Below are 20440 nucleotides of genomic sequence, written 5' to 3'. Positions count from 1 at the left end.
TTCGGGGGTGGCATTACATTACCAAAATAAACAAGCAATGAAAGTATTAAAATTCGGCGGAACATCGGTTGGTTCCGTAAAAAGCATCCTCAGCTTAAAACGCATCGTAGAGAATGAGGCCAAGAAACAGAGTGTTGTAGTAGTCGTGAGCGCCCTCGGAGGAATCACAGACAAGTTGTTGCAAACCTCACAGCTTGCCCTCAAAGGCGACGAACAATGGAAAGCAGAGTTCGACGCCATGGTAGACCGTCACCACAAGATGATCGACACAATCATCACAGACACCAAAGACAGAGAAAACTTATTCATTTCGGTTGACTCGCTCTTCGAACAGTTGAAGAGCATCTACTTCGGCGTCTACCTCATCCACGACCTCAGCGAGAAGACACAGGATGCCATCGTGAGCTACGGAGAAAGGCTCAGCTCGAAAATTGTGGCCACACTCATACGTGGCGCCAAGTGGTTCGACTCGCGCAAGTTTATCAAAACGGAGCGCATCGGTGGAAAGCACACCCTCGACAGCGAACTGACCACTCAACTGGTGAAAGACACCTTCGACGAGCTGCCCCGCATTTCGCTCGTGCCTGGCTTCATCAGCCGCGACAAGCACACAGAGCGCACCACCAACCTGGGACGAGGCGGAAGCGACTACACAGCTGCCATCATCGCCGCAGCACTCGATGCCGAGGTGCTTGAGATATGGACCGACGTCGACGGATTCATGACTGCCGACCCACGTGTCATCAAATCAGCTTATACCATCAACGAACTGAGCTACATCGAGGCCATGGAGCTTTGCAACTTTGGAGCAAAGGTCATCTACCCTCCTACCATCTACCCAGTTTGTGTAAAAAATATACCTATCAAGGTCAAGAACACCTTCAATCCTGATGCCCCAGGCACCATTATCAAGAACAAAATTGACGGCGACCAGAAACCCATCAAGGGTATTTCGTCTATCAACGGAACGGCTTTGATTACCGTTACCGGTCTGTCGATGGTGGGTGTCATCGGTGTCAACCGACGCATCTTCACCGCCCTGGCCAACGAGGGAATCTCCGTGTTCATGGTGTCGCAGGCTTCGTCAGAGAACTCTACCTCTATCGGTGTGCGCGAGCAGGACGTAGACGAGGCTGTACGCGTGCTCAACGAGGAATTCAAGAACGAGATTGCCGACGGAGCCATGTTCCCCATGCACGCAGAATGCGGACTTGCCACCATCGCCATCGTGGGCGAGAACATGAAGCATGCTGCAGGTATTGCTGGTAAACTCTTCGGAACTCTCGGACGAAGCGGAATCTCGGTCATCGCCTGTGCACAGGGCGCTTCAGAAACCAACATCTCGTTTGTCGTCAAGAGCGACTTCCTGCGCAAATCACTCAACGTGCTGCACGACAGCTTCTTCCTCTCTGAATACAAGGTGCTCAACCTCTTCATCTGTGGAGTGGGAACCGTAGGCGGCAAGCTGATAGAACAGATCAAGAACCAGTATGCCGACCTGATGGAGCGTAGCAAACTGAAGCTCAACGTGGTGGGCATCGCTTCATCCAAGAACGCCATCTTCAACCGCGACGGACTCGACCTGGAGAACTACCGCGAGGAACTGAAGAACTCAGACCCCAGCACACCCGAGGTGCTGCGAGACACAATACTCGCCATGAACATCTTCAACAGCGTCTTCGTTGACTGTACTGCCAGCAAGGACGTGGCTGCCCTCTACCAGAGTCTGCTCGAGCACAACGTGAGCATCATCGCAGCCAACAAGATTGCAGCCTCAAGCGAATACGAAAACTATGAGCGACTGAAGAAAACCGCCATACAGCGTGGCGTGGTGTTCCGATTCGAAACCAACGTGGGTGCTGGTCTTCCTATCATCGGAACCATCAACGACCTGCGCAACTCGGGCGACAAAATCCTTAAGATTGAGGCTGTTCTATCTGGTACGCTCAACTTCATCTTCAACGCCATCTCAGGCGTAGTACCATTCTCGGAGACCGTACGAATGGCCAAAGAGAAAGGCTACAGCGAGCCCGATCCACGCATCGACCTCAGCGGAATGGACGTAATACGAAAACTCGTCATCCTCTCTCGCGAGGCTGGATACAGAGTGGAACAGGAAGATGTGGAGAAGCACCTCTTCGTGCCCGACTCTTACTTCAAGGGCAGCATAGACGACTTCTGGAAGAAACTGCCAAAGCTGGATGCTGACTTCGAGGCCAAGCGCAAAACTCTCGACCTGGAGCACAAACGATGGCGATTCGTTGCCACCCTCGATGGTGGAAAGACAAGCGTTGGCCTGCAGGCTGTAGGCCCAGAGCACCCATTCTACAACTTGGAGGGAAGCAACAACATCGTACTGCTCACCACCGAGCGCTACAAGGAATATCCGATGATGATTCAGGGCTATGGCGCTGGTGCCAGCGTAACAGCGGCAGGTGTGTTTGCCAACATCATGAGTATCGCTAATATTTAATATTGTCTTATCAGATAGAAAGGATAACAATTATGAAGCATATTATCATACTTGGCGACGGCATGGCCGACCACGCTGTAGAACGACTGGGAGGCAAGACTCTCCTGCAATACGCCAACAAACCTTATATGGACATGCTGGCAAAGAAAGGAAAGACTGGACGACTGGTAACCGTACCCGACGGATTTCATCCTGGATCTGAGGTTGCCAACAGTTCTATCATGGGATACGACCAGAACAAGGTTTACGAGGGACGCGGACCGCTCGAAGCTGCAAGCATCGGCTACGAGATGAGTCCTAACGACTTCGCTCTGCGCTGCAACATCATCAACGTGAACAATGGAATCATCGTGACCCACAACGGCGGAAACCTGGAGACAGAAGACGCCGTCGTGCTCATCAAGTACCTCAACGAGAAGCTTGCCAGCCAGTATCCCGGCATCGTGAAATTCATCACCGGAATCCAGTATCGACATCTTCTGATCATCAAGGGCGGAAACAAATATGTAGATTGCGCTCCTCCTCACGATCATCCTAACGAAGAGTGGAAACCGCTGCTGGTGAAACCGATGGAAGGTGTTGACGAGGCTCTTCTTGCCGGCAACAGCGACAAGACTCCTGCCGAGGATGTGGCTGAGAACGGCGGTATCCTGAGCGACGAATATCGCATGAGTGCCCAGCAGACAGCCGACCTTCTGAACGAGCTGATTCTGAAGAGTCAGGAAATCCTGGAGAGCCATCCTTTCAACGTAGCGCGCAAGGAGCGTGGCGAGCGCATGGCAAACATCATCTGGCCTTGGGGCGGCGGTTATCGTCCGCACATGCTCACCCTCTCGCAGATGTATCCGCAAATCAAGAAGGGTTCTGTGATTTCTGCAGTAGACCTGATACGAGGCATCGGCCATTACGCCGGACTGCGCAACATCATCGTTGAGGGCGCTACCGGTCTTGCCAACACCAACTACGAGGGAAAGGCAGCAGCAGCTATCCAGGCGCTGAAGGACGGCGACGACTTCGTTTATGTGCACGTAGAGGCAAGCGACGAGGCTGGCCACGACGGCGACCTGGAATTGAAACTCAAAACCATCGAGAACCTCGACCAGCGACTCATCAAACCAATCTTCGACGAGGTAAGCACTTGGGACGAGCCAGTATGCATCGCCATCCTGCCCGACCATCCTACTCCGGTAGAGATCCGCACCCACGTGAAAGAGCCCGTACCGTTCATCATCTACTATCCCGGCATCGAGCCCGACAGCGTAGAGAAGTACGACGAGGTTAGCTGCGTGAGAGGCTGCTACGGACTGCTGCAACTGCAGGAATTCATGAACACATTTATGGCAATCAATTAAAATCAAAATGAAATATTATTCAACAAATAAGAAAGCACCCATCGCCGATCTTCACAAGGCGGTAGTAAAAGGACTGGCAGAAGACCGTGGTCTCTACATGCCAGAAATCATCAAGAAGTTGCCACAGGACTTCTTCGACAACATCGAGAAACTCTCCTTCCAGGAGATTGCCTACAAGGTGGCTGACGCCTTCTTCGGCGAGGACGTCGATGCAGAGTCTTTGAAGAAGATCGTCTACGACACACTGGCTTTCGACTGCCCTGTGGTAGAGGTAGAGCCAAACATCTACTCTTTGGAGCTTTTCCATGGCCCTACCCTCGCCTTCAAGGATGTAGGCGCGCGCTTCATGGCCCGTCTGCTGCAGTACTTCGTGCGTCAGGAAGGCAAGGAGGAAGTCAACGTGCTCGTTGCTACTTCGGGCGATACAGGTTCGGCTGTAGCCAATGGATTCCTCGGTGTTGACGGCATTCACGTCTATGTGCTCTATCCTAAGGGGAAGGTAAGCAAGATTCAGGAAAGCCAGTTCACCACCCTCGGACAGAACATCACAGCCCTCGAGGTGGATGGCGTGTTCGACGACTGCCAGGCGCTTGTCAAGTCGGCTTTCATGGACGAGGAACTCAACAAGCACATGAAGCTCACCTCGGCCAACTCTATCAATGTGGCACGATTCCTGCCTCAGGCTTTCTACTACTTCAACGCCTATGCACGCATGAAGGAGAAGGGACTGGCAGACAAGTTGGTGATCTGCGTGCCCAGCGGAAACTTCGGCAACATCACAGCCGGACTCTTCGGTCATGAGATGGGACTGCCCATCCATCGCTTCATAGCTGCCAACAACGCCAACGATATTTTCTACAACTATCTGCAGACTGGCGAGTACAATCCTCAGCCCAGCAAGGCCACAATAGCCAATGCCATGGACGTGGGCGACCCATCCAACTTCGCCCGCATCTACGACCTCTACAAGGGCAACCACGAGGCCATCACAGCCTACATCAGCGGTGCCACATACAAGGACGAGCAGATAGCCGAGACCATGAAGCAATGTTACAAAGACACCAAGTATGTGCTTGATCCTCATGGAGCTTGCGGTTATCGTGCCTTGAAGGAACAGTTGAAGCCAGGCGAGGTTGGTGTGTTCCTCGAGACTGCCCATCCTGCCAAGTTCAAGGAGAAGGTGGACAGCATCCTGGGCACCGACATCGAGATTCCAGCACGCCTTGCCGAGTTCATGAAGGGCAAGAAGCAGAGCATCGAAATGACAAAGGACTTCGCTTCATTCAAGAACTATCTGATGAACGAATAAGAAGATTCTACAGTCACAAACACATAAAAAAACTTCACCCATCCTTCTTCTCTGTTTTGAGTTGGAGGATGGGTGAAGTTTTATTGTACGTATGTTGTATTAAGCTTTTGCCTGATGCTGGTCACGAAGCAGGTCGTTGACCGTCTTCACTGGGTTGAAAGTGCTGAGAGGAACTTCTACGAACACCGTGTTCCAGTCGCTCATCGCACCATTCCAAAGACCGGGCAGCTCGAGCGCCTTCAGTTCCTTGCCGTTCTTGCTCTTGTTGCTGATAAATCCTGTCTTGGGATCCACATACTTAGGCAGGTCGAAATCGTTGCCCTTATAGTCCTTAGTAGCGCAAACAAGGTCTACAGGATTGAAGTGAGTGCCCTGCGCAAACATATCCATGTATTGCTTGTTGTTCTTGTCGATCTGTGAGCTTTCCAGAATCTGCAGACTCACCGTTCCGTCGCTGTTGTAGGTAAGGAAAGGTCCGCCACCAGGCTCGCCCACATTCTTTACCACGCCACATACACGCATCGGACGGTTCAGCTTCTTGCGCAGATAAATCACCAGGTCAGCATCCTCCAGTTCCTTGATGTCGGCACGACGGCAGCACAGGTCGCGCTGCAGGAATCGGATAATCTCCTCCAACTTCTCATGATTGTAAGTACCCGAGTCGAGAACGCGCAGATACTCGAATGACTTCTGCTGCAGCGAAACCAAGATGCCGGCAATCACCTGCTTGTAGGTCACGGTGTCGGCCTTCAGACGGTCGGGCACCACATTATCTATATTCTTGATGAACACCACGTCGGCATCTATTTCGTTCAGATTTTCTATCAGCGCTCCATGACCGCCTGGACGGAAGAGCAGCGAACCATCCTCATTGTGGAAGGGAGTGTTGTCGGGATTGGCGGCGATGGTGTCGGTACTTGGCTTCTGCTCAGAGAAAGAGATGTTGTACTTCACACCGAATTTCTTGGCGTAGCCCTCTACCTTATCTGCCACCATCTTTTCGAAGAGCTCCAGATGATTGTGCGAAACGGTAAAGTGGACATTTGCCTCACCGTTACTGCTGGCATAAAGCGCAGCCTCTACCAGGTGCTCCTCCATAGGGGTGCGAACCTCTTCGTCGGAATACTCATGAAACTGCAGCAAACCCTTAGGCAACTGACCATAGTTGAGTCCGCTTGCCTTCAGCAGGTTTGCCACCACAGCCTTGTACTTGCCAGCCTTGATCAGGTCGCATACGCAGCTGCCCTCGTTCTCCTTGCACTTTCTGCAGAGAGACTTGCGGAAGGCAAACTTCTTGATATTGTCGAAGAAATGCTTCTCGAAATCGGTTGTAGGCACATCATAAAGCGCATCAAGGAACGCAAAGAGATTCTTGAACATTCTGCTTGCCGCACCAGATGCCGGCACAAACTTCACGATGCGGTGACCCTGCTTCTTGTACTCGTCCCACACCTGTTCATACTTCTTTACCTCCTCTGCGTCGGGAGACATAATTCCCTTACCAATGGCTGCAGCACCTTCGAGACGAAGGAAAGGGAAACCGTTTTTGATTTGCTCCAATTGTTTTGCTATTTGCTGCTCCGAAATGCCGCGAGCTGCAATTTGGGTTAGTTCTTGCTGATTCATGATACCATATTTATGTTATTTTTTCTTTAGTTGTGCTACAAATGTAGTAAGTTTTTTTGAAAAAAAGAAATTTTATGACGATTTTTTGTACCTTTGCAATAAGTTTTTAAGAAAAGGGACGAATTATGGACGAAAAATTCACTTTTACACCCGAAGAAAGGGAACAAACCCTCACCATCCTGGAACGATTGCGTACTGCCGTCGGCAACACTTTCAGCGCCCAGGATGAGAAACTGATTAGAGAAGATATTCATCACGCATTCATCAACCATCAGATAAGCCGAGATGTCTTTGGGCTCAATCCCATACTGTATGCTCTGCAGACAGCCGAGATAGCAGTCAACGAAATAGGACTCAGACGCGACGGAGTAATCGCCATCCTGATGCAGACCAGTGTGGTGGACGGTTATCAGACGCTCGACGACATAGAGAAGAAATATGGCGAAGGCGTGGCGCACATCATCCGCGGTCTGTTGAGAATCAACGAACTCTACAAGCGCAATCCTGTCATCGAGAGCGAGAACTTCCGCAACCTGCTCGTCTCGTTCTCGGAAGACATGCGTGTGATCCTGATCATGATAGCCAACCGTGTCAATATGATGCGGCAAATCAGAGACACCGACCAGCTCGAAGCTAAGCAGCGTGTGAGCGAAGAGGCAAGCTATCTGTACGCTCCCCTCGCCCACAAACTGGGTCTGTACAAACTGAAGAGCGAACTCGAGGACCTGAGTCTGAAGTATCTGGAGCACGATGCCTACTATATGATTAAGGAGAAGCTCAACGCCACAAAGGCTTCGCGCGACGCCTACATAGCACGATTCATCAAGCCTATACAGGAGAAGTTGGATGCTGCCGGACTGAAATACCACATGAAGGGACGCACCAAGAGCATCCACTCCATCTGGCAGAAGATGAAGAAGCAACAATGCGGCTTCGAGGGCGTGTACGACCTCTTTGCCATCCGCATCATCCTCGACTCGCCACGCGACAAGGAATACATGCAGTGCTGGCAGGTGTTCGCTCTCATCACGGCCATGTATCAGCCCAACCCTAAACGTATGCGCGACTGGCTCTCTGTGCCTAAGAGCAATGGTTACGAGAGTCTGCACACCACCGTGCTCGGACCCGAGAACAAATGGGTGGAGGTACAGATTCGCACAGAGCGTATGGACGAGATTGCTGAGCACGGACTGGCTGCCCATTGGCGCTATAAAGGTATCAAGAGCGAGAAGGGAGGCATCGACGAATGGCTCGCCAACATCAGAAGCGCACTCGAGAACAACGACGACCTGCAGCTGATGGACCAGTTCAAGATGGACCTGAAGGAAGACGAGGTGTATGTATTTACACCTAAGGGCGACCTGCTCAACTTCCCCAAGGGAGCCACGGTGCTCGACTTCGCCTACTACATCCACTCACGTATCGGCAACACCTGTGTGGGAGGAAAGATCAACGGGCGCGCAGTAAGCTTCAGACAAGAGCTGCACTCGGGCGACCAGATAGAGATTCTGACACAGAGCAACCAGAAGCCACGTCAGGAATGGATCAACATCGTGAAGACCTCGAAAGCCAAGGCCAAGATCCGCCTCGCCATCAAGGAGACACAGAAGAAGGAAGGTCTCTTTGCCAAGGAACTCCTGGAGCGACGATTCAAGAACAGAAAGTTGGAAATAGAGGAGAGCATCATGGCACGCACCATCAAGAAGATGGGCTACAAGGAGAACTCTGATTTCTACAAGGACATTGCCGAGGAGAAGATAGACCCCAACAGCATCATTGAGAAATACATCGCCGAACGCGACCACGACCTGAACGTGACCAACACCACACGTCCTGCCGCCAGTGCTGCCGAGTTCGAGTATGAGAATCCTACCGAGGAAATGATGCGACAGAACGACGACGTGCTCGTCATCGATGAAAATCTGAAGGGAATAGACTTCGAGTTGGCCCATTGCTGCCACCCTATCTATGGCGACCCCATCTTCGGCTTCGTCACCGTAAGCAAAGGCATCAAGGTGCATCGCTGCGACTGTCCCAATGCCAAGGAACTGCAGCGACGTTTCGGCTATCGCATCGTCAAGGCAAAGTGGAGCGGCAAGGGAACCTCCAAGTACGCCATTACCCTGCGAATCATCGGCAATGATGATATTGGAATCGTGAGCAACATCACCAACATCATATCCAAAGAGGATAAGCTCGTGATGAGAGGCATCAACATCTCGTCGAAAGACGGTCTCTTCTCGGGCAACATCACCGTGATGATTGATGACGCCTCACGCACCGAAGCTCTCATCAAAAAGTTGAGTGCTGTCAAGGGTGTAAAACAAGTCATGAGAATTTAAGCCAAATACCCATAAAAAATGAAAGTACTTGCGTTGGCAGTTGAAAGCACTTTCATAAGCAGTTGAAAGTACTTGCGTTGGTCATCGCAAGTACTTTCATTTTTTTTGTGTATTTTTACTACTCCACATCCCTGACAAGCATGATTTCCCAATACTCATAGTCGCCACCCATGGCTTGCCTGATTTCTGAAATCTGTTTCATTTCAGGATGAGCCTGCATAAAGCCACGAATCTTCTTTTCGCGACTCGAAGAGATGAGAGCCCTGAGACCAATCTCACGCTCACGCACATAATGTGACAAATGAGAGATGATGGTACTCTGGGCAAGTCCGCGGGCTGTGGCTATTTGCTGCACATTCATGCCCTCCTTGAAGAGGTCGAGAGTAATCTGGCGAGTAGGCGTCTTGGGAGCCTTAGGCTCTTTGGGCTCAATGGTTGCCGACTTGCGCTTACGACCACTACCCGCCCCCGTTGATTTCTCGTCTGTACGCGAGAGAATAAACAGCGCTTTCTTCTTCAGATAGTCGCTCACCGAGAACTCGGCTTCCTGCTCATAACGCAGGAGCGACTGCTTGAGCAGCGTTTCATCGGCAAAGGTCCCGAATCGGTCGGCAAACTGTTTCTTCGCTGTCTTGTTGTCGGTCGACACATTCGTCTTCTTCAGCAGGTCAATCAGTATGCCAGTCTTTTGCCAGAAGTATTGAGCAGCCTTGTGTATGCGCTCCTGCAATGCCTCATCGCTCACATCGGGATTGGCATTCAGCATGCAGGAATACTGCACCCTGAACTTGTCGGAAACAGCAGCCAGACTCTTCAGCACCACCCCAAGTTTCTGATACTCGCCTACGAGTCGTGGATAATTGCTCATGAAATACTCCACCAAGCAACGCAACAGCAAGTCATAGCTTTGCTGCAGGGAACGGAAGTCGAAAAGCTCGGCTATACATTGCTGAACATAGAGCTGCTGCAGCGTAGCAATCTGCTCCTTCGTAGGAGAAACCATACGATCGTTGTACGAATCGACGGTACTGTCGCTGATGATGGCAGAACGAGACAAAGGGCTGCTGAGCACCATTCCCTCCAACGATTTGCAACGGCTCAGCGCCACATAGGTCTGACCATGGGTAAAGGATCGCGAGGCGTCAATGATGGCATGCTCGAAGGTAAGTCCCTGACTCTTGTGGATAGTGATGGCCCATGCCAGTCGAACGGGATACTGTCGGAAGGTGCCCTCCACGGTTTCCTCTATCTCCTGCGTCTGCTCATTGAGTGTGTATTTCGAGTTGCTCCATTCTGCCTTTTCCAGTATAAACTCTTCGCCATTGTCCTTTCCCATGACCCTGATCTCCTGGTTATCAATAGCCGTCACCTCGCCTATCATACCATTATAGAACCGGTGGTCAGCATCATTCTTGATAAACATAATCTGAGCTCCCTTCTTCAGCAGCAGCTTGAAATCGGCAGGATAGGACGTCTCGGGGAAGTTGCCCTCCACCTCTGCCGTGAAACTATATACTTGAGAGGGTAAGTTGCCTAATTCCTGCTCATTGATATGCTGAGCAGGTATATTATGTGTAGTAAGCCGAATGTAGTCACCACCCTTAGGAGGCTGAAAATCGGGAATATAACGTTGATTAAGTGCAGCAAGGGTTTCGTCGCTTGCCTTGTTCTCCCTTATCTGGTTGAGAAGCGCCACAAACCTCTCGTCCTGCTGACGATAGACGGTCTGCAGTTCTATGGTGAGATAGCTTGCCTGTTGCAACGCCTTGCTCGAAAAAAAGAAAGGAGTGTCGTAATACTGGCGCAACATACTTTCCTCATGTTCTGTCACTACGGGAGCTAACTGCTGCAGGTCGCCTATCATGAGCAACTGAACGCCGCCAAAGGGCAGATCGTGCTTACGATAACGGCGCATCACCGAGTCGATGGCATCAAGCAAGTCGCTGCGCACCATACTGATCTCGTCGATGACCAAGAGATCCATCGTACGAATGATGTTTCGCTTCACCTTGCTGAATTGAAACCGCTTCTTCTCCCCACCAGCGAATGTAGTACCCGGAAGATAAGGCGAAAGGGGCAGCTGAAAGAAGGAATGAATGGTCACACCACCGGCATTGATGGCAGCGATTCCTGTAGGAGCCAGAACCACCATTCGCTTTGGCGACCTGCGCTTGAGTTCCTTTAGGAAGGTTGTCTTTCCTGTACCAGCCTTACCTGTAAGAAACAAATTGGCACTCGTCTTCTCTATAATGTCCCAGGCTTTCAGGGACTCATCGTTCATTTCCATCTTGCTGTGTATTTTTAATGTGTGACGAAAATAGGTTCAATTATCGCACAAAGATAGTTATTTTTATTCAACAAGAGTAAGCATAGAGAGTTAAAAAAGAAAAAAAACATTCCTATAACTTCTAACAGCCGAAAATGACTAATGACCAAAATGACAAAGCGCTAATACGGGAACAGCAAGGGAAGCACGAAGGTCATGACGATGCCGATAATAATCTGCAAAGGCAAACCCACCTTGACATAATCCATAAACGAATAGCCTCCTGCTTTCATCACCAGCGCATTGGGCGGTGTGGAGAAGGGAGAGGCGAAACACATACTGGCTCCCAAGGTGACGGCAAAGAGGAAAGCATAAGGACTGACCCCTACCTGCTGGGCTGCCACCAAGGCAATGGGAGCCATCAGCACAGCAGTGGCTGTATTGCTGATAAACATGGTCATGAGCGAGGTGGTGAAATAGATGCCTGCCAAAAGAGCTGTGGGACCTAAGGCTCCTAAGCTGTCTACCAAGGTCTGCGACACCAAAGCCGAGACTCCTGTCTTCTCAAGGGCTGTAGACATGGGCATCATGGCGGCAATGAGCACGATGCTCTCCCAGTTGATGGTCTTATAGGCAGCCTCCACATTTCGGAAACATCCGGCAAAGACAGTCAGCAAACCGGCAATGATAACGGCTGTTACAGGAGCAACAGGAATAAAGTCGAAAACCATCATCACCACCATCAGCAACATGATGGCAGCGGCCACAGGAGCCTTGTAGTCGAGAAGCACCTTATCGGCAGTCTTCTCAGGCTGGTCGAGCACAACCCAGTTGGCTGTATCGGCAGCCAGGTGAGCCAGGTTGGTCCACTCGCCCTGCACCAGGAGCATGTCGCCCACATGCAGTCGAGTGCCGATAAGATTGTCGGTGATGTACTCGTCTCCTCTACGGATTCCCAATACATTCATACCGAAGCGTTTACGCAGATTGGCCTCACCGATTCTGAGTCCTGCAAAATGAGAAGTAGGCATGACGACAATCTCGGAAAGTCCCAAGTCATAAAAGTCTATCTTCACGTCCTTCATCTTGCGCAGACCATAGTCGGCTGCAAAGCGCTGCATCTTAGCCTCGTCACCCATTATATATAAGGTGTCATGCTCTCCAATGACGCTGCTGCTCTTCGCCATATTCTGGTTGATGTCCTTCATCAGTCCCAAGCGCGACTTTTTCTCGTTTCTTATCTCGATGACACTCACTCCATACAGCTTCTGTATACTGAGTTCCTTGAGCGTCTTGCCCACGATGTCGAGCCTCTCCCCGTGCTCATCAAGCGCTGCCGTGGAGCGATTGGCAGGCACAATATACCGATGCAGATTGTCGAGCAGACGATATTCCTGCACCAAGTCGTCGAGCGATTTGCCACTCTGCTTTTTCTTTCCACTCTGCTTACGACTCAAGAAAAGTCGGCTCAGAGGCATGAGCACGATGATGCCAATGGCAATGACGATAAGGCCCACTGGCATGAAAGAGAAGAAGCTGAGCGACTGATAGCCAGCCTCGGTCAGCACCTCGTCGATGACAAGGTTGGGCGGAGTACCGATAAGCGTAAGCATTCCGCCCAGACTACCTGCAAAGGCAAGGGGCATGAGGAAACGTGAGGACTGTAGGCCTGATGCTGCGGCAAGGCTTACGATGATGGGCATCATCAGAGCCACCGTACCCGTATTGCTGACAAAGGCTCCGATAAACGAGGTGACAAGCATCACCAAGAGGAAGGTGACCGTTTCGTTGCCGTGCGAAAGCGCCATGAGTTTGTTGCCCGTCAACTTGGCAAGACCAGTCTGCATGATGGCGCCTCCCACCACAAAGAGGCCAATCATCATGATGACAATAGGCGAGGAGAAGCCTGCAAGAGCTTCTGTGGGAGTAAGAATTCCGAAAACAAGGAGTGTTGCCAGGGCGGTAAGTGCCACAATGTCGGCCCTCACCCTGCCCCATATAAACATGGCAACGGTAATGAATAAAATGATAAGCGTTACTGTCATGTTTGCAAAGCTACTTATTTTTTCGTAAATGACAAAAGAAATGAGGCAAAAAAAAATCAGTACAGAGGCACATCAAGCGCCTGCTGTACTGATCTTAAGCTGACCATCAAAGGAAACAGTCACTTCTACCTGATAGCTGACAGAGCTGTCGGGCATGGCAAGGACAGCACGGAAATGTACGCCCGCCTTGTCGGCAGCACGGAAAACGATATCGCTCAGCACCGCCTGCTTCAGGAAAGAGTCAGGCACCCTACGGCTGAAGTCCTGCTTGCGGAAGTCACGCCCGAAAAGGCGCGAGGCTCCATGATAGACATTCACATTTACGATGTTGTCATAATACACATTGTCTACCCCCACTCCATCTTCATTATAGGTACTCTTGAGCACCTTATAGGTTGTAGGATTGACCTGTGTATAAAGATGATATTTCTCTGCTCCAAAAGTCACGATGGTGTCTCTCCGAACCAGCTGTCCCTGATTGAGCACCACGGGCTGCTGATGCTTGAAAGAACTGAGATAGGTCTTGTCATTGGTCTTCACCAACCTGAGCACATCTCCATTCTGAGTCTTGAACTCGAAGAGATGAGCGGCCTGTTTCACGATAGCATAGCGAATATCATTGGCACCACGTATCACCAAGGTGTCTGCCGACACATAAAAATAGGCAGGCATACTGGTAGAGTCTGGATAATAAATAGTGTCGCCCTTCACCCGAAAGACCACATCCTCGTCAGCCTCGTCAATCCACATGCCCTGCAGCATCTGCTTGGCCTTCATGTCTTCTTTGAACGTTTCCTTTTGGGCACGTTCCTTACAAGCCGAAAACACCATCAGGCATCCTATGACCAATAATATAATATTGCGTTTCATCAATGATTTAATTTTCCTTTTCTGTGACTGTGAAAAAAATGGGCCACACTGTTCTCTCTTTACTCGAAGACCTCGGCATCCTTCAGCGATGTAGCCTTGAGGAGATCTTTCTCTGAGGTGAGCACATCATCGGCAGAAATGGGCCACTCGATGTGGATGTCCTTATCATTCCAGCGGATACTGGCCTCGTGCTGTGGAGCGTACACATTATCTACTTTATAGGTAAACACAGCCTCGTCGCTCAGAACCAGGAAGCCGTGAGCAAAGCCACGAGGGATGAAAAGCTGCCGTTTGTTGTCCTCGCTCAGTTCCACAGCCACATACTTTCCAAAAGTAGGACTGCTCTTGCGAATATCGACAGCCACATCGAGCACACGTCCACGGATGACACGCACCAACTTGGCCTGTGAGTATTCGCCCTTCTGATAATGCAATCCACGAAGAACACCATAGCTCGACTTGGACTCATTGTCCTGTATAAACTCTACATGACGACCTATATGCTGATCGAAATCAGCCTGTCTCCATGACTCAAAGAAATAGCCACGTGCATCACGAAAAACCCTGGGCTCCAACACGTAGACCCCATCAATCTCAGTCTTCAAATATTCCATTACTCTTTAGTTTATTCTGCTTCGCCTGAACCGTTTCCAGCAAGCAATAGCATTATACCTTATTTTATATATATGGCAAAGATAATATATTTTTTTGAAACGGCAAAACAAATAAAACTTTTTATCGTCTATTACTTATTTTTTATATAAAATTGTTGGCGGGAAGAAAAAAAATAACTATCTTTGCAAACGTGATTGAACTGGAAAGACATATAGAGATCCTACTTTTGAGCAACGATTGCGTGATAGTCCCCGACTTTGGAGGCTTCATGGCTCATCATGTAGATGCAAGATATGATGGCAGAGACAACATGTTTTTGCCACCACTGAGGACTATTGGCTTCAATCCACAGCTCACCATGAACGATTCGCTCCTCGCGCTTTCATATGTAGAGGCCTACGACATCAGCTATCCTGATGCCCTGAGCCGTATCGCAGAAGACGTGAGAGAGATTCGTGCCGAGCTCGACATCAACGGAAAATACGAATTGACGGACATAGGTACTCTCTACCTCAACAGCCAGGGCACATATACCTTTAAGCCCTGCGAGGCTGGCCTGCTGACTCCAAACTACTATGGTCTGGACGGCTTTGTCATGCAGCCACTTGCGGAGTTTGGCGCATCTGCCAGCAACGAGGAGACAGCGGCATCAGCCGAAATCATACCTTTCGACAGCAATTCCAACCAACAGGTGGAAGAAAACGAGGGCAGCCGACAAGCCGCAACAAATACTGTGTCCTTAAACGAACAAGAGGAGGAGGAAGAGGAAAGCAGCGAGTTCGTACAGATTAGAAAGAGCTGGCTACGCAATGCCGTGGCTGCATGTATCGCCCTTATTGCCTTCTTCACGCTCTCTACCCCACTCGACACACCACAGGTGCAGAAGAGCAAGGTAGACATCAGCATGTTGAACCGTCTTATGCCTAAGGAAATGGTAAAGGACAACAGCATCAAGGCACTTGAGGCTGTAGCCAGCGAAGTCGAGAAGAAAACAGAGATTGCGGGGAATGCCGAAAGTACAGACAAAGCAGAGATTGAAAAGCAAGAAATAGCCAAGCCACACTATTGCATCGTGCTGGCAAGTCGTGTTACCAAGCGCAATGCAGCTACCTATACGGAGAGTCTGCAGGCCAAGGGCTTCAAGGACACCAGAGTACTCATTACATCCAACAATGTAAAGGTGGTCTATGGTTCCTATGAAACCGAGCAACAAGCTTACACAGCGCTCAACCAGCTGCACCATCACGAGGCCTTTGCCGACGGATGGATAACCCTCGTAAAAGAATAAGCGCATGAAAAGAGTAAGATGCCCCAAGTGTGACAACTTTATCACATTCGACGAGACCAAGTACCAGGCAGGACAAAGTCTCGTCTTTGTATGCCCACAATGCAACAAGCAGTTCGGCATACGCATGGGTGTGTCCAAGCTGCGCGAGACACAAAAGGAGGAAAAGCTCGACGAAAGAGCCAACGAGCATGGTTTTGGCTCTATCGTTGTGATAGAGAATGTCTTCGCCTACAAGCAGGTCATTCCCCTGCAAATGGGCGACAACATCATAGGACGATACATGAAGAACAGCGGCATCAACTGCCCCATCGAGACCGTAGACCCCAGTGTTGACATGAACCATTGTGTCATCAATGTGAGTCGCGACAAGAAAGGCAACTTGAAATATGTATTGCGCGACGGTCCCAGCTATACAGGAACCTTTGTCGACAATGTAATCTTGGGCGACAGAGAGCGCCGCGTCATAGAAGACGGCACACTCTTTACCATCGGAGCCACTTCCATCATTTTACGCTCCGCAGATAATAAAGACGAATAATTATACCATTTTCGCTTACTATCTGAAAGAAATTCGCACACTTTTATAATCTTTTTGCCAATATTTTCTTTATATTGCAAGAAAATGCGTATCTTTGCATCTGTAAACTTAAGATTAACGTCAGCTTATGGATGTAGCAATCGTAAAATACAACGCCGGTAACATCTACTCCGTGGTGAATGCCATGAAGAGACTCGGCATTTCCCCCATCCTCACCGACGACGCAGAAACTCTGCGTAAGGCCGATCGTGTGCTCTTTCCCGGGCAGGGACAGGCCAGAGAAGCCATGCTTTATCTCAAGGCATACGGGCTCGACGAAACCATTAAGTCGCTCACACAACCCGTCTTGGGAATATGCGTGGGACAGCAGCTCCTGTGCCGACATTCAGAAGAAGGAGACGTAGACTGCATCGGCATCTTTGATGTCGACGTGAAGAAGTTTGTGCCCCAGCAGCATCAGGACAAGGTGCCTGCCATGGGATGGAACGAGATCTACAACCTCTCTTCACCCCTGATGAAAGACCTGGGCGAAAATCCATACACTTATTTCGTGCATAGCTACTACGTGCCGCTATGCCAGGAAACCATTGCTACGGCCAACTACATACAGCCCTACAGTGCTGCTCTGCACAAAGACAATTTCTACACCTGCCAGTTTCATCCCGAAAAGAGCGGAAAGGTAGGAGAACAAATCCTCAAGAACTTTATGGAACTATGAATATAGAACTCATACCAGCCATCGACATCATTGGTGGACAATGCGTAAGACTCACCAAAGGCGACTACGACCAGAAGAAAGTGTACGACGACAACCCTGCCGAAGTGGCAAAACACTTTGAGAAATTAGGGTTCAAACGTCTGCATGTGGTGGATCTTGACGGAGCCAAATCCAAGCATATCGTCAACGACAACGTGCTGAAAGCCATCACGTCAGCCACTTCGCTAACTGTAGATTTCGGAGGCGGAATCAAGACAGAGGAAGATATCGAGAAAGCATTCGACGCAGGAGCTGCCATGGTGACAGTAGGAAGCATCGCCGTAACTAACCCAGAGCTTTTCCTTAGTTGGATAGACAAATTTGGAGCCGGGCGCCTTATCTTGGGAGCCGACGTAAGAAACGGCAAAATATCTATCAACGGCTGGAAGGAAGACTCGGCAGAAGACTTGCTTCCTTTCCTCAAACAGTACACCGACAAGGGTGTGCGCAACGTGCTCTGCACAGAAATCAGCAAGGATGGAACCCTTCAGGGGCCAGCCATCGAACTCTACAAAGAGATTATGGCAGCCTATCCCGATCTCCATCTGATTGCCTCGGGAGGTGTAAGCTGCAACGAGGATATAGATGCTTTGGAGACAGCCGGCATTCCTGCGGTGGTGTTCGGAAAAGCTTTCTACGAGGGAAAAATCGACATAGACAAATTGGGTCTTTGAATCCCCCATAGCGAGATTTCTGCAATAATGAAAAAGAAGAAAGAGATATGGTTGAACAAAACATAAGCAAAGGTTTGGCTAAGAGAATCATACCCTGCCTTGACGTGAAGAACGGAGAGACCGTAAAGGGCACAAACTTCGTGAACCTCCGCAGCGCAGGCGATCCCGTGGAACTGGGCAAGGCCTACAGCGATGCAGGAGCCGACGAACTCGTGTTTCTCGACATCACAGCCAGCTTTGAAGGGCGAAAGACCTTTGCCGACATGGTGACACGAGTAGCCGAGCAAATCAACATACCTTTCACCGTGGGAGGAGGAATTAACGAACTGAAAGATGTTGACCGGCTTCTCAATGCCGGAGCCGACAAGGTAAGTATCAACAGTGCAGCCATACGCAACCCCGGTCTCATCGACGAGATAGCCGGACATTATGGCTCTCAGGTGTGTGTATGTGCCATAGACGCCCGGCTCGACAGCGACGGATGGCACTGCTACGTAAAGGGAGGAAGGGAAAGAGTGGAACTGGGACTCTTCGACTGGGCAAAGGAAGTTGCCGACCGTGGTGCTGGCGAAATTCTCTTCACCAGCATGGACCACGATGGCGTGAAGCAAGGTTTCGCCAATGAGGCTTTGGCAAGACTTGCCGACGAGTTGAGCATTCCAGTCATTGCATCTGGAGGAGCAGGCAACATGCAGCATTTCCGTGATGCCTTCACCTTGGGCAAGGCCGATGCAGCACTGGCTGCCAGTGTGTTCCACTTCGGAGAGATTGCCATCCCCGACCTCAAGAAATACCTGCGCAATGAAGGTATCAACGTGAGAATATAATAAACGAAGCTAACACATAGCAGAAGTATATAGACTAAGAAATAAAGCAAAAAGAAATAGATATGGAAATAGATTTCGAGAAAATGGGCGGCCTTGTTCCAGCCATCATCCAGGACGCAGTAACCAAAAACGTACTGATGTTGGGATTCATGAACAAGGAGGCATACGAAAAGACCATAGCCACAAAAAAAGTCACCTTCTGGAGCCGTTCACGCAACTGTCTGTGGACCAAAGGTGAGACATCGGGCAACTACCTCAACCTTGTCAGCATTCAGAACGACTGCGACAAAGACACGCTGCTCGTCAAGGTACATCCACAGGGTCCAACCTGCCATAAGGGAACAGACACCTGCTGGGGCGAGGACAACACGCTGAACCCTATCCTCTTCCTCTCAGAGTTGCAGGACTTCATCAACAAGCGTCATGAGGAAATGCCCGAGGGAAGCTATACCACCAGCCTGTTCCAGAAAGGAGTGAACAAAATGGCACAGAAGGTAGGCGAAGAAGCAGTGGAAACCATCATCGAGGCCACAAACGGCAACGACGAAAAACTCGTTTACGAATCCTCCGACCTGCTCTACCACCTCATCGTTCTGCTTACCAGCAAAAAGCTGCGCATCGAGGACGTGGCAAAAGAGCTGCAGATGCGCCACGACCCAGAATGGGACAAGAAGCGCCGTACAGCAAAGAGCAAAGGTGAAATGAAATAATACATATATATAATAAGGAGAAAAAATTAGGATGTTGATAGAATATAAAAACGTAAGCATCTACCAAGCCGACAAGTGTATCCTCAAGGACGTGAACTTCCATGTTGACGAGGGCGAGTTCACTTATCTCATCGGAAAGGTAGGATCGGGAAAAAGTTCACTGCTCAAGACCCTGTACTGCGAGCTCGACCTCGTAGAAGGTGAGACTGAGAAGGCAGAAATCTTAGGCAGAGACCTCACGACCATCAGACGCAAGGATATTCCTGCGCTGAGAAAGGAGTTGGGCATCATCTTCCAGGACTTCCAGTTGCTGCACGACCGCAGTGTGCACAAGAACTTCGAGTTTGTACTGAAAGCCACAGGCTGGAAAGACAAGAAGGCCCGCAACGAACGCATCTCAGAAGTTCTCGAGGAGGTGGGCATGAGCGAGAAAGCAGACAAGATGCCTCATGAGCTTTCAGGTGGCGAGCAGCAGCGCATTGCCATAGCACGGGCATTGCTCAACAACCCTAAACTCATCATTGCCGATGAGCCTACAGGCAACCTCGACCCCGAAACGGCAAGTCATATCGTCAGTCTGCTGAAAGACATCACCAAGCAGGGAACTACTGTCGTTATGTCGACCCACAACATCCCCATGCTCGACAAGTTCCCAGGCATCGTATATCGATGCAAAGACGGAAGTCTGCACGATGTGACCAATGAGTACAATCACATCGACCTGACCGAAGACGGCGAGGAAAGTTGA

Annotated in this window: 16 protein-coding genes; 11 read left to right on the top strand and 5 right to left on the bottom strand. The window is 50.1% G+C overall.

What is annotated here, in order from left to right:
• Positions 1–37: 37 nt before the first annotated feature.
• From thrA to thrC, 3 genes are read left to right on the top strand one after another with little or no spacing between them, the layout of a single operon-like run.
• Positions 38–2473, top strand: coding sequence for a bifunctional aspartate kinase/homoserine dehydrogenase I (gene thrA / locus P3T48_RS04855; protein WP_276505851.1), 2436 nt, complete (start codon positions 38–40; stop codon positions 2471–2473).
• A 32-nt stretch (positions 2474–2505) separates the two neighbouring features.
• The gene (locus P3T48_RS04850; RefSeq protein WP_276505850.1) at positions 2506–3825 is read left to right on the top strand and encodes a cofactor-independent phosphoglycerate mutase; all 1320 of its coding nucleotides are present in this window, start codon (positions 2506–2508) and stop codon (positions 3823–3825) included.
• Between the two features lie 7 nt (positions 3826–3832).
• Positions 3833–5134 (top strand): threonine synthase, encoded by a 1302-nt coding sequence (gene thrC, locus P3T48_RS04845; RefSeq protein WP_276505849.1) that lies wholly within the window; start codon positions 3833–3835, stop codon positions 5132–5134.
• Positions 5135–5233: 99 nt separating this feature from the next.
• On the opposite strand, the gene P3T48_RS04840 is transcribed toward thrC, so the two are convergent.
• The gene (locus tag P3T48_RS04840; protein WP_276505848.1) at positions 5234–6760 is read right to left on the bottom strand and encodes a DUF4301 family protein; all 1527 of its coding nucleotides are present in this window, start codon (positions 6758–6760) and stop codon (positions 5234–5236) included.
• Positions 6761–6885: 125 nt separating this feature from the next.
• Here P3T48_RS04840 and P3T48_RS04835 point away from each other — a divergent pair, with 125 nt between their 5' ends.
• Complete coding sequence (locus tag P3T48_RS04835) at positions 6886–9102, top strand: RelA/SpoT family protein (RefSeq protein WP_276505847.1); 2217 nt, start codon at positions 6886–6888, stop codon at positions 9100–9102.
• Between the two features lie 118 nt (positions 9103–9220).
• Here P3T48_RS04835 and P3T48_RS04830 read toward each other — a convergent pair whose 3' ends face one another.
• From P3T48_RS04830 to rfbC, 4 genes are all read right to left on the bottom strand, one after another.
• Entirely contained in the window at positions 9221–11389 is a 2169-nt protein-coding gene (locus P3T48_RS04830) for a helix-turn-helix domain-containing protein (protein ID WP_276505846.1), read from the bottom strand.
• Between the two features lie 161 nt (positions 11390–11550).
• Complete coding sequence (locus P3T48_RS04825; RefSeq protein WP_276505845.1) at positions 11551–13413, bottom strand: SLC13 family permease; 1863 nt, start codon at positions 13411–13413, stop codon at positions 11551–11553.
• A gap of 72 nt (positions 13414–13485) precedes the next feature.
• The gene (locus tag P3T48_RS04820) at positions 13486–14283 is read right to left on the bottom strand and encodes a DUF4738 domain-containing protein (RefSeq protein ID WP_276505844.1); all 798 of its coding nucleotides are present in this window, start codon (positions 14281–14283) and stop codon (positions 13486–13488) included.
• A 59-nt stretch (positions 14284–14342) separates the two neighbouring features.
• Positions 14343–14897, bottom strand: coding sequence for a dTDP-4-dehydrorhamnose 3,5-epimerase (gene rfbC / locus P3T48_RS04815; RefSeq protein WP_158463611.1), 555 nt, complete (start codon positions 14895–14897; stop codon positions 14343–14345).
• Between the two features lie 191 nt (positions 14898–15088).
• Here rfbC and P3T48_RS04810 point away from each other — a divergent pair, with 191 nt between their 5' ends.
• The 7 genes from P3T48_RS04810 (at position 15089) to P3T48_RS04780 (ending at position 20440) form a co-directional block, all read left to right on the top strand.
• Complete coding sequence (locus tag P3T48_RS04810) at positions 15089–16186, top strand: HU domain-containing protein (protein ID WP_276505843.1); 1098 nt, start codon at positions 15089–15091, stop codon at positions 16184–16186.
• A gap of 4 nt (positions 16187–16190) precedes the next feature.
• Entirely contained in the window at positions 16191–16724 is a 534-nt protein-coding gene (locus P3T48_RS04805; protein WP_022252396.1) for an FHA domain-containing protein, read from the top strand.
• Between the two features lie 127 nt (positions 16725–16851).
• Positions 16852–17442, top strand: a complete 591-nt coding sequence (hisH, locus tag P3T48_RS04800; protein WP_276505842.1) for an imidazole glycerol phosphate synthase subunit HisH — start codon at positions 16852–16854, stop codon at positions 17440–17442.
• A complete protein-coding gene (gene hisA / locus P3T48_RS04795) occupies positions 17439–18155 on the top strand; it encodes a 1-(5-phosphoribosyl)-5-[(5-phosphoribosylamino)methylideneamino]imidazole-4-carboxamide isomerase (protein WP_276505841.1) in 717 nt (238 codons plus the stop codon). Before hisH ends, hisA begins: the two co-directional genes overlap by 4 nt.
• A 47-nt stretch (positions 18156–18202) precedes the next feature.
• Positions 18203–18982 (top strand): imidazole glycerol phosphate synthase subunit HisF, encoded by a 780-nt coding sequence (gene hisF / locus P3T48_RS04790; protein WP_022252399.1) that lies wholly within the window; start codon positions 18203–18205, stop codon positions 18980–18982.
• A gap of 56 nt (positions 18983–19038) precedes the next feature.
• Positions 19039–19692: a bifunctional phosphoribosyl-AMP cyclohydrolase/phosphoribosyl-ATP diphosphatase HisIE gene (gene hisIE / locus P3T48_RS04785; protein WP_276505878.1), complete on the top strand. Its 654-nt coding sequence runs from the start codon at positions 19039–19041 to the stop codon at positions 19690–19692.
• 31 nt (positions 19693–19723) lie between these two features.
• Positions 19724–20440, top strand: coding sequence for a cell division ATP-binding protein FtsE (locus P3T48_RS04780; RefSeq protein ID WP_217757796.1), 717 nt, complete (start codon positions 19724–19726; stop codon positions 20438–20440).

This window comes from Segatella intestinalis (assembly GCF_029348455.1).
In the GTDB taxonomy this organism is placed as follows: Bacteria; Bacteroidota; Bacteroidia; order Bacteroidales; family Bacteroidaceae; genus Prevotella.
The sequence above is the reverse complement of the archived record's forward strand: the minus strand, read 5'-3'. Positions and strand labels throughout refer to the sequence as shown.

Coding starts and splice junctions, on each gene's coding strand:
- P3T48_RS04780 (WP_217757796.1), top strand. CDS start 19,724: ATGTTGATAGAATATAAAAACGTAAGCATCTACCAAGCCGACAAGTGT.
- P3T48_RS04805 (WP_022252396.1), top strand. CDS start 16,191: ATGAAAAGAGTAAGATGCCCCAAGTGTGACAACTTTATCACATTCGAC.
- thrC (WP_276505849.1), top strand. CDS start 3,833: ATGAAATATTATTCAACAAATAAGAAAGCACCCATCGCCGATCTTCAC.
- hisF (WP_022252399.1), top strand. CDS start 18,203: ATGGTTGAACAAAACATAAGCAAAGGTTTGGCTAAGAGAATCATACCC.
- P3T48_RS04840 (WP_276505848.1), bottom strand. CDS start 6,760: ATGAATCAGCAAGAACTAACCCAAATTGCAGCTCGCGGCATTTCGGAG.
- P3T48_RS04835 (WP_276505847.1), top strand. CDS start 6,886: ATGGACGAAAAATTCACTTTTACACCCGAAGAAAGGGAACAAACCCTC.
- thrA (WP_276505851.1), top strand. CDS start 38: ATGAAAGTATTAAAATTCGGCGGAACATCGGTTGGTTCCGTAAAAAGC.
- P3T48_RS04825 (WP_276505845.1), bottom strand. CDS start 13,413: ATGACAGTAACGCTTATCATTTTATTCATTACCGTTGCCATGTTTATA.
- hisH (WP_276505842.1), top strand. CDS start 16,852: ATGGATGTAGCAATCGTAAAATACAACGCCGGTAACATCTACTCCGTG.
- P3T48_RS04830 (WP_276505846.1), bottom strand. CDS start 11,389: ATGGAAATGAACGATGAGTCCCTGAAAGCCTGGGACATTATAGAGAAG.
- hisA (WP_276505841.1), top strand. CDS start 17,439: ATGAATATAGAACTCATACCAGCCATCGACATCATTGGTGGACAATGC.
- rfbC (WP_158463611.1), bottom strand. CDS start 14,897: ATGGAATATTTGAAGACTGAGATTGATGGGGTCTACGTGTTGGAGCCC.
- P3T48_RS04820 (WP_276505844.1), bottom strand. CDS start 14,283: ATGAAACGCAATATTATATTATTGGTCATAGGATGCCTGATGGTGTTT.
- P3T48_RS04850 (WP_276505850.1), top strand. CDS start 2,506: ATGAAGCATATTATCATACTTGGCGACGGCATGGCCGACCACGCTGTA.